This window comes from uncultured Thermus sp. (genome assembly GCF_938010445.1).
GTDB classification, from domain to species: domain Bacteria; phylum Deinococcota; class Deinococci; order Deinococcales; family Thermaceae; genus Thermus; species Thermus altitudinis.
In genome coordinates, this window is the sequence record NZ_CALLUR010000010.1 from 1 (window position 1) to 9,592 (window position 9,592).

General features: G+C 65.1%; 9 protein-coding genes and 1 pseudogene. 7 read left to right on the forward strand and 3 right to left on the reverse strand.

Going from position 1 to position 9,592, the window contains the following annotated elements; all coding sequences use genetic code 11:
* Positions 1 to 856, forward strand: an 856-nt coding sequence (locus Q0693_RS00635; protein ID WP_298628256.1) for a coproporphyrinogen-III oxidase family protein, incomplete at its 5' end; no start/stop codon positions are given.
* Here Q0693_RS00635 and Q0693_RS00640 read toward each other — a convergent pair.
* On the reverse strand, positions 853 to 1,242 hold the full coding sequence (locus tag Q0693_RS00640; RefSeq protein ID WP_298628260.1) for an NADH-quinone oxidoreductase subunit 15: 390 nt from the start codon (positions 1,240 to 1,242) through the stop codon (positions 853 to 855). The two genes, Q0693_RS00635 and Q0693_RS00640, sit on opposite strands and share 4 nt — an antisense overlap.
* Positions 1,243 to 1,502: 260 nt before the next feature.
* On the opposite strand from Q0693_RS00640, the gene Q0693_RS00645 reads away from it, so the two are divergent.
* Complete coding sequence (locus Q0693_RS00645) at positions 1,503 to 2,252, forward strand: YCF48-related protein (RefSeq protein ID WP_298628263.1); 750 nt, start codon at positions 1,503 to 1,505, stop codon at positions 2,250 to 2,252.
* Between the two features lie 48 nt (positions 2,253 to 2,300).
* Here Q0693_RS00645 and Q0693_RS00650 read toward each other — a convergent pair whose 3' ends face one another.
* Positions 2,301 to 3,374, reverse strand: coding sequence for a radical SAM protein (locus Q0693_RS00650; protein WP_298628265.1), 1,074 nt, complete (start codon positions 3,372 to 3,374; stop codon positions 2,301 to 2,303).
* A 57-nt stretch (positions 3,375 to 3,431) separates the two neighbouring features.
* On the opposite strand from Q0693_RS00650, the gene Q0693_RS00655 reads away from it, so the two are divergent.
* The 4 genes from Q0693_RS00655 to wecB are packed head-to-tail and all read left to right on the forward strand — an operon-like array spanning position 3,432 to position 7,125.
* Positions 3,432 to 4,283, forward strand: coding sequence for an aminoglycoside phosphotransferase family protein (locus tag Q0693_RS00655; protein ID WP_298628268.1), 852 nt, complete (start codon positions 3,432 to 3,434; stop codon positions 4,281 to 4,283).
* A gap of 10 nt (positions 4,284 to 4,293) precedes the next feature.
* Positions 4,294 to 4,920, forward strand: a complete 627-nt coding sequence (gene upp, locus Q0693_RS00660) for a uracil phosphoribosyltransferase (protein WP_243030691.1) — start codon at positions 4,294 to 4,296, stop codon at positions 4,918 to 4,920.
* On the forward strand, positions 4,917 to 6,005 hold the full coding sequence (locus tag Q0693_RS00665; protein ID WP_298628274.1) for an MraY family glycosyltransferase: 1,089 nt from the start codon (positions 4,917 to 4,919) through the stop codon (positions 6,003 to 6,005). Before upp ends, Q0693_RS00665 begins: the two co-directional genes overlap by 4 nt.
* Before the next feature lies 1 nt (position 6,006).
* A complete protein-coding gene (wecB, locus tag Q0693_RS00670; protein ID WP_243030689.1) occupies positions 6,007 to 7,125 on the forward strand; it encodes a UDP-N-acetylglucosamine 2-epimerase (non-hydrolyzing) in 1,119 nt (372 codons plus the stop codon).
* Here wecB and Q0693_RS00675 read toward each other — a convergent pair.
* A complete protein-coding gene (locus tag Q0693_RS00675) occupies positions 7,100 to 8,296 on the reverse strand; it encodes an MFS transporter (protein ID WP_298628278.1) in 1,197 nt (398 codons plus the stop codon). The genes wecB and Q0693_RS00675 overlap by 26 nt on opposite strands.
* A 69-nt stretch (positions 8,297 to 8,365) precedes the next feature.
* Between Q0693_RS00675 and Q0693_RS00680 the strand changes: the two are divergent.
* Positions 8,366 to 9,442 (forward strand): annotated as a pseudogene (locus Q0693_RS00680) (site-2 protease family protein); the annotation flags it as partial.
* Between the last annotated feature and the right edge of the window lie 150 nt (positions 9,443 to 9,592).

Sequence of the window (9,592 nt, forward strand, 5' to 3'; positions counted from 1 at the left end):
CGCCGAGGTGACCCTCGAGGCCAACCCCGGCACCCTGAACCAGGAGAGGCTTCGCCTGTTAAGGGACCTCGGGGTAAACCGCCTCTCCTTAGGGGTGCAGAGTTTCCAGGACGGGGTGCTGCGGTTCCTGGGAAGGGCCCATGGGCGCAAAGGGGCCCTTAGGGCCGTGGAGATGGCCTTGGAAGGGGGCTTTAGGGTCTCCTTGGACCTCATCCTGGGCCTCCCCATGCAGGAGGTGGATAAGGACCTTAAGGAGGCGGCCTCCCTGGGGGTGGGCCACGTTTCCGCCTATACCCTGCAGGTGGAAAAGGGTACCCCCTTCGCCCTCCTGGGGCTGAAGGAGGACCCGGAAAGGGAAGCCTGGGCCATGGAGAAGGCGGAGGCCATCCTGGAAGAGGCCGGGCTTCGGCGCTACGAGGTCTCCAACTTCGCCAGGCCCGGGGAGGAGGCCCAGCACAACCTGGTCTACTGGCGCGCGGGGTTTTGGCTGGCCCTGGGACCCGGCGCCACGGGCCAGTACCCGGGGCAAGGCCCAAACGCCTATGCCTTCCGCCGCACCCACCCCCCCCTTCCCCGCTGGCTTCTGCGGGAGCCACCCGAGGAAGAGAGCATCTCCCCCTTGGAACACGCCAAGGAAAGCCTGATGCTGGGCCTGCGGCTTAGGGAGGGGGTGGATGTGGGAGCCCTGGAAAGGCGAACCGGCCTCAGCCTCTGGCCCCGCCTAAACCCCGCCCTCCGATCCCTGACGCAAGAAGGGTACCTGGTGGTAGAAGGCCCCCGCCTTAAGCCCACCCACCGCACGTTGGCCCTCCTGCACCGGGTGGTGCTCAAGCTCTGGGAGGCCCTCGAGGGCTAGGCGAAGGCCAAGGCCGCCCGGGCCCGGTCGGCCAGGGCGAAGAAGCGCTCCTTGGTGAGGGGAACCTTTCCCGTCACCAACCCTTTCCCGGGCTCATAGTGGGCGTGCAGGTGGATATGGGCCCGGGGAAGCCGGATGCCGATGCGCTTCAGCTGGGCATGCCGGGGGGAGACATCCGCCAGGAGGAAGGGCTCGCCCAGGGCGTCGGAAAGGGAGGCGGTCATGATGGTGGTGGGGAGGGCGTAGGGGCGCTCCATGCGGTAGATGAAGTCGGGGAAGTCGGCCTCCTTCTCAAACCGGACCCCCTTTTCCCGGGCATACTCCCGCATCCAGGAGAGGAGCTCCACCCAGGCCTCATAGAGTTCCCGTTCATGCGCGGCGCTCATGGCCCCAAGTATACCCTACCGATCCAGCGTTTAAGAACGGTGTAAGGTCCCGCGACTACCTTGGGCAGTGAGGGGGTGATAAGATGAAAAATCCTCCCGCGGCTAAAGGTTTGGGTTGGCTTTGGACAGGGATTTTCCTACTGGCGCTAAGCTTGAGCGGCTGCAGCCCACGAAGCGCCGATAACTCCTTGGGAACACGCTGGACCCTGAGGCAGTCTGGGACGTCCGCCCACCTCTTTAGCGTGGCTTTCGGTAACGGTGTGTACGTGGCGGTGGGAGGGAATGGAACCATCCTCACCTCAACGGATGGCGCAGTCTGGACACCGCACTCCTCGGGAACCACGGCCCTCCTGCGCAGCGTGATCTATGCCAACCAGCGCTTCGTAGCGGTGGGGACAGGTGGGACCATCCTGGTTTCCCCAAATGGAGCCACCTGGAACTCGCAAACCTCGGGAACCGATAAGGAGCTCCTAGGGATTACCTACGGCAACGGACGCTATGTAGCCGTGGGCCGGAGCGGCACGGTGCTGACCTCCTCCGATGGGACGATCTGGAATAGCCAAAACTCCGGAACCGCCAACGACCTAGAGGGCATCGCCTTTGCCAACGGCCGTTTCCTTGCCGTAGGTGGCAGGGGTACCATCTTGATCTCCAGTGACGGCACCACCTGGTCCCCTCGCCCCTCCAACACCCTGGTCACGCTGGAAAGCGTGACCTTCGGAAGAAACCGCTGGCTGGCCGTGGGTGGGGGTGGCGTAGTCTTAACCTCCCCCGATGGAACCACCTGGTCCTCCTTAAACTCGGGCACCACCAAGTACCTCACCAACCTTACTTTCGCAGCCAACCTTTTTGTGATTGTGGGCGAGAACGGCACTATCCTGACCTCCCCTGATGGGTCCAGCCTAATCGCGCAAAGCTCTGGGGTAGGCGATTGGCTCGAGGGAGTTAACTTCGCCAACGGGCAGTTCGTGGTGGTAGGGAGAAGCGGAATAATCCTCACCTCGCCTTGAAGGACCGCGAATCCCGATTAAGAAGCCTGGGCATAGGGCCCAGGCTTCTTAATAGACAAACTCCCGGATGTCGTACCGGGCCACCCTTAGCCCCATCCGGCGCAAGGCTGAGGCCCAAGCGGCCAGCTCCTCCTCCACCTGAGGAAGGGGCTCCAAACCCAAGGCGGCATAAGGGGTACCCGGCTCCACCTGGAAAGGGGATAGGTAGACCACGTCCTCCTTCCCCAAAGGAAGCTCGGCCAGGAGGGCCAGGCTTTCCCGGCGGTGGGCCTCGGCATAGGCCACGCCCCCTGCCCCCACCAGGAGGATCACCCCCAGGGAAAGCCCGGCCCCTTTGAGGCTTCGCCCCAGGGAGAGGGCTTCCCTCGGGTGCCCGGGCTTGTTGAGGAGGGCCAAAAGGGGGGCGTGTCCTGTCTCCAGACCCACATACACCCGCCCCAGCCCCAAGGCCTTTAGCCTTTCCCACCAAAAGGGCTCCTTCCTAACCCCGGTGAAAAGGTCCAGGAAACCCAGGATGGCCTCCTGGGGAAAGACCCGGCGCACCTCTTCCAGAAGGGGAAGAAGGGGCTCGCCTAAGGCCAGGGCATTGCCATCCCCCAGGAAAACCCCCTTCCGCAATAGCCTTCCCTTGCCCAGTAGCTCCAACACCCGCTCCACATGCTCCCGGAAGGCCTCCGGGCTTCGTTTTTGAAAGGGGCGGTCCTGGTAAAAGGAGCAGAAGGCGCACCGGTTCCAGGTGCATCCCGTGGTGGCCTGGAGGACCACGGAGAGGTAGGCATCGGGAGGAAGGATGCTCACGGGCCAGGCGTAGGCCCTCCGGTAGGGGGTGGGGTCCAGAAGCGCCTCGGGGGTCCAACGGAGGACCTCGGCCCGGCGCACGGGGTCCTGCAGGTGGGCCTCCGCCAGCTCCAGGATCTCCCCGTAGACCTCCAGGGCCTCCCCTTCCCCCAAGCGGCGCCTTTTCCGCGCCTCCTCCCGGTAACGGAGGTGCAGGCTCCCATCCAGCGACCGCTTGTAGGTGAGCCCCTGGCGGAAGTAGTGGTAGGGCCGGCCCTCCCGGTCAAAGGAAAGGACCCGATCCCCCAAGGAGAGGACCGTGGCCTCGAGGCGAAGAAGCTCCACGAGCCCAGGTTAGCCGATGGCGGCTTCCAAGGGGGGAGGGCCGTTAAAATAGAGCCCGTGGCGGTTTCGGCCCTGAAGGGCCTCCTTCCCCCCGAACTCCTTCCACGCCTCACCCCTCTGGGCGGCTTTGAAGCCCGGGTGTACACGGATGGAGACCAGGTCTACAAGGTATACCGCCCACAGGAAGCCCATCTGGCGGCCCTCGAGGCCAGGAGGATGGCCCGGGCAGGCCTGGGAAGCTTGGTGCTGGGAGTGGCCCAGGTGGCCGGGCACGGGGTCCTCATCACCCGCCGCTTCCCGGGAGAGCCCTTTACCCCCAAGTTCTTTACCCCCAAAGCCCTGGCTGCCCTTTCCCACCTCTTCCTCTCCCTCCACCGCCTGCCCGAGCCCGGCTACGTGGAACACCAGGAGCTCCAGGAACGGCTTGAGCTATTCGCCGAAAGCCTCCACGAGATACCCGAAGCCCGCTCCCTGATCCAAGCCCTAAAGCGGGAAGTGGGCATGGCGGCAGGCGTGGAGCGCCGTTTTTGCCACCGGGACGCCTGGGCGGGAAACCTCCTCCTCAAGGTGCCGGAGAGCCCTTTCCAGGAAGGCCCCGAGGTGCTCCTGGTGGACTGGGTCCGCTCCGGCGGCGACGATCCCGCCCGGGACCTGGCCCTCCTGAAGACGGGAAGCCTAGACCTTTTGGGAGAGGAAGCCGCCCGAAAGGTCCTCTTTCGCCTGGCGCGCTTTTACCCAAGGGAGGTACGGGAGCGACTGGCCTTTTACGTGCCTCTCACCTACCTCCACGATCTCCACTGGTTTCGCACCAAGAAGCCCGAGGGTTTCCAGGAAGCTCTGGAGGAAAAGCTCCCCCGGGCCCTGGGCTTCTTCCAAGACTGCTTTCCCCCAAGAAAGCGGGCATGCTAGGCTTTGGGGGATGAGGATCACCCTGGTGGACCACCCCCTGGTCCAGCACAAGCTGGCCCACCTTCGCGACGCGCGCACGGGCGCCAAGGACTTCCGTGAACTGGCCGAGGAGGTATCCCTCCTCATGGCCTACGAGGCCATGCGGGACCTGGAACTCACGGAGACAGAGGTGGAAACCCCCGTGGCCCCCGCCCGGGTCAAGGTGCTTTCCGGGAAGAAGCTGGCCCTGGTGGCCATCCTGCGGGCTGGTCTGGTCATGGTGGAGGGCATCCTCAAGCTGGTGCCCCATGCCCGCGTGGGGCACATCGGCCTCTACCGGGACCCCGAGTCCCTCCAACCCGTTCAGTACTACGCCAAGCTTCCCCCCGACATCCACGAGCGCCGGGTCTTCCTCCTGGACCCCATGCTGGCCACGGGAGGTAGCGCCAGCCGGGCCCTCTCCCTCCTCAAGGAAAAGGGGGCCACGGGGATCAAGCTCATGTGCCTTATCGCCGCCCCCGAGGGCCTGGAGCGCATCGCCCAGGACCACCCGGACACCGAGGTGGTGGTGGCCGCCATAGACCAACGCCTGAACGACCACGGCTACATCGTCCCCGGCCTAGGGGATGCCGGGGACCGGATCTACGGGACCAAATGACGGAACTCCTTAGGAAAATCGGGGTGGCCGAGCCCGGGGGCACCGGCTGGCTCACGGTGGTCTTTGTCTTCCTCCTGGCCCTCTTTTTCACCTGGCGCTTCCTGCCCCAGGTGCGCCGCTTCGCCCTTAAGGTGGGGTGGGCGGACATGCCCAACGAAAGGCGCCTCAACCGGGAGCCCCTGCCCAACGCCGGGGGCCTCGCGGTCTATGCAGGCGTGGTCTTGGCCTTGGTGGTGGCGGCCTTTTTAAGGCCTATCCTGGTGGAGCACGTTCTTATCCAGGTCCTGGCCATCCTCCTCGGGGGGGCCTGGCTGGTGCTGGTGGGCTTCATCGATGACCAGTTCGGCCTCCCTCCCCTTTTCCGCCTCTTTGCCCAAACCCTCTCGGCCCTCCTCCTCATGGCGGTGGGGGTGCGGTTTGAGGCCGCCTTCGGCACTCCTTTGGACCCCGCCTTGGGGCTTTTCCTCACCTGGCTTTGGGTGGTGGGCCTTACCAACGCCTTGAACCTGATGGACGGCTTGGACGGTCTGGCTGCGGGCATCGCCTACATCAGCGCCATGAGCCTCCTCTTCGTGAGCGCCCAGTTCCCCTACTGGGCCGCAGGCACCCTGGTCCTGGCCGCCTTAGCCGGGGCCGCCTTAGGCTTTCTACGGCACAACCTCCACCCCAGCCGCATCATCCTGGGGGATGCCGGAGCCTACTTCCTGGGCTACACCCTGGCGGCCACCGCCCTTCTGGGCAACCTAAAGCTCACCACCTTTTTAGGGCTCTTGCCACCCGCCCTCTTCCTCCTCCTGCCCATCCTGGACACCACCCAGGTGGTGGTGCGCAGGCTTTTAAGGGGGCAGAACCCCCTTTCCACCCCGGGCAAGGACCACATCCACCACCGGCTTCTCGCCCGGGGGCTTTCGCAAAGGCGGGTGGCCTTCCTCCTCTGGGGCCTGGCCCTCCTCTTCAACCTCCTGGCCATGGCCTATCTGGGGATGCCCAAGGAGGCGATTTTGGCAAGCTTCTTGGCCACAGTCTCGGGCCTGGGCTGGGTGACCTACCGCCGCCTAAGGGCCCTGTGGAAGGGGGTGGAATAGCATGAAGCGGGTGGTTCTAGCCTTTGGAACCCGGCCCGAGGCCACCAAGATGGCCCCGGTCTACCTGGCCCTGAAGGGGCATCCCCATATCCAACCCCTAGTCCTCCTCACGGGGCAGCACCGGGAGCAACTCAGGCAGGCCTTGGGGCTTTTTGGCATCCGGGAGGACAGAAACCTGGACGTGATGCAAGAACGCCAGGCCCTCCCCGACCTGGCGGCCCGCATCCTGCCCCAGGCCGCCAGGGCCCTGGAGGAGCTGCGGGCGGACTATGTGCTGGTGCACGGGGATACCCTCACCACCTTCGCCGTGGCCTGGGCGGCCTTTCTGGTGGGGCTTCCCGTGGGGCATGTGGAGGCAGGCTTAAGAAGCGGCAACCTCAAGGAACCCTTCCCCGAGGAAGCCAACCGCCGCCTCACCGACGCCCTCACCGACCTGGACTTCGCCCCCACCCCGCTGGCCCGGGAAAACCTGTTGCGGGAAGGCAAGCCCCCCGAAACCATCCTGGTCACCGGCCAGACCGGGGTGGATGCCGTGCTCTTGGCCGCCCGCCTAGGCCAGCTTCCCCAGGGACTTCCTCCGGGGCCCTACGTGACCGTCACCATGCACCGCCGGGAGAACTGGCCCATACTTTCCGAGCTGGCCCGGGCCTTAAGGAAGGTGGCCGAGGCCTTTCCCCACCTCACCTTCGTCTACCCCGTGCACCTGAACCCCGTGGTGCGGGAGGCCGTCTTTCCCGTGCTCAAAGGGGTGAGGAACTTTATCCTGCTGGATCCCCTGGACTATGGCCCCATGGCCGCCCTCATGCGGGAAAGCCTCCTTCTCGTCACCGACTCCGGCGGGCTGCAGGAGGAAGGGGCCGCCTTGGGGGTGCCGGTGGTGGTGCTCAGGAACGTGACGGAAAGGCCGGAAGGCCTGGAAGCGGGCATCCTCAAGCTGGCGGGCACGGATCCCGAAAGGGTATACCGGGTGGTGGCCGGGCTTTTGCGAAACCCGGAGGAACTGGCCCGCATGCGCCAGGGCAAAAACCCCTATGGGGACGGCAAGGCGGGAGTCCGGGTAGCCCAAGGGGTGGCCTGGCGCTTGGGCCTCGGGCCTAGGCCGGAGGACTGGGCTCCGTAGGCCAGGCACGCAGCTGGTACAGGCCCACCAGGAGCACGGCTCCCCCTAGGACCAAGGCGGCCAGCCGTCCTCCCAGATGTTCAAAAAGGAGGCCGGTGAGGTAAGCCCCCAAAGGCCCGGTTCCCAGCATCACCAGGCTGTACACCGCCATGACCCGGCCCCGGATCCGGTCGGGCACGGAAAGCTGCACCAGGGTATTGGCGTTGATGAGCACGGAGATCATGCCAAACCCCCCCAGGGCCAGAAACAAAGAGGCCAAGGAGGCCTGGGGCAGGTAAAGGCCGAGATGCGCCAGGGAAAGGAGAAAAACCCCTAGAAGTAGCCTCTTCGGCTTGGGCTTACCGGTAAAGGCCATGACCAAGGCCGCCCCCAAGGCTCCAAGCCCCACGCTGGAAAGCAAGGCCCCATACCCGGTGGCGGAAAGACCCAGCACCAGCCGGGCATAGGCGGGCACCAGGGTCTGGAAGTTCATCCCCAGGAGGCTGGCAAACAGCACCAGCCCCACCACCCGGCGCACCAGAGGGTTTTCCAGGACAAACCGCACCCCCTCTTGGGCCTCCCGCCACCAGCGGCCATCCCCCTCCTCGCCCCTGGAACCGGGGGGCACCTGACGGAGGACCCAAAGAAGGGGCAGAAAGGAAAGGGCGTTGGCCAGATAGGCCACCCCCACGCCGAAAAGGGCGATCAAAACCCCGGCCAGGGCTGGCCCCAATAGCCGGCTCAGGTTGAAACCGAAGGAGTTTAAGGCGATGGCCCCGGGGTAGCGGTCCCGGCCCGCCAGCTCCACGGTGAAGCTTTGGCGCACGGGAAGGTCCATGGCATTCAGGGCCCCATAGAGGAAGGCGAAGAGGAGCACGTGGCCGTAGCGCACCCACCCTGTGAGGATGAAAAGGGCCATGAGAAGGGCCAGGAGCATCATGCCCCCCTGGGTGAAGAGAAGGAGGTTCCGCTTGGGGTACCGGTCCGCTAAAACCCCAGCGGGAAGGGAGAAAAGCAAGGAGGGCAGGAACTGCAAGGCCACCACCAGCCCAAGCCGTTCGGCGCTCCCCGTAAGGAGAAGAACCAGCCAGGCTTGGGCCGCCGCCTGCATCCAGGTGCCCATCTGGGAGGTGAAAAGGGCCAGCCAGTAGGCGCGGTAAAGGGGATCCCGGAGGAGGGCCAAGGCCAGCACCCCCCTATCCTAAGCCTGACTGACCGGTCATTATCAAGGCCCCCATCGCCACCCCCCTATACTTGAGGCATGTTCCAGCGCGGCCTAACCCTTTTCCGCCTCCTGGGGATCCCCATCCAACTGGACCTTTCCCTTCTCCTGATCCTGCCCCTTTTGGCCTTCCTCATTGGGAGCAACCTGCCCATCTACCTGGAGCTTTTTGGCCTGCCGCAAGACCCCAGCCTCCTCCAAGGCCCTTGGCCCTTTCTTCTGGGCCTTTTGGCCGCCTTGGGTCTTTTTTTCTCCGTGCTCCTGCACGAGCTCGGCCATGCCCTCACCGCCCGGCGCTTCGGCATTGAGACCAAGCGCATCACCCTCTGGCTTCTCGGAGGCGTGGCCCAGATGGAGCGCATCCCCCAAGAACCCAAAAAGGAGCTCTGGGTGGCCCTGGCAGGCCCAGGGGTGAGCTTCGCCCTGGCCCTTTTTTTCCGCATGGCCCGGGTAGAAACCGGGGCCTTGGGCTTTCTCACCCACTACCTGGCCCTGGTGAACCTGATGCTGGGGCTTTTCAACCTCCTCCCTGCCCTGCCCCTGGATGGGGGACGGGTCTACCGGGCGCTGTTGGCCTTCAGAAAACCCTACCTCCAGGCCACCCGGCAGGCCCTGGCCTTAAGCCAAGCGGTGGCCTGGGCCCTGGGGCTATTCGGTTTGGTGGTCTTCAATCCCTTCCTGATCCTCATCGCTTTTTTCGTGTACATGGCCTCGAGGGCCGAGGTGGAGGCCACCCTCCTGGCCCAGGCCCTAAGTGGGCTCAAGGTCAAGGACCTCATGACCCCAGAACCCTTGGTCATCCCCCCCTCCCTTCCCGTCCAGGAGGTCTTGAGCCTGGCCTTGGTCCATAAGGTTTCCGGCTTCCCCGTGGTGGAGGAGGGGCGGGTTTTGGGGGTGGTGGGCCTCGAGGGCCTGGAGGGCGCCAACCCCCTGGCCCCAGTGGCCCACTACCTGAAGGAGCCCCTGGTCCTTTCCCCCGAGGAGGACGCCCTCACCGCCTTAGAACGCATGGCGGAACAGGGGTATGCCCGGGCCCTGGTGATGGCAGAGGACCGCCTTTTGGGCATCCTCAGCAAAACCGACCTCCTAAGGGCCTTCCAGGTGCGCATGCTGGGGCGTCCCTCACCTGAACCCGGACAAACACATGTGAGACTCTGGGCTGGGATAAAAAGAGGGGGACCGACTCCGGAAGGAGGCCCCCCGAGTGCAGCTTACCACGGTTGGCAAAGCGATCTGGCGAGGAGCGAGGAAGGCCCAGGAGCTGGA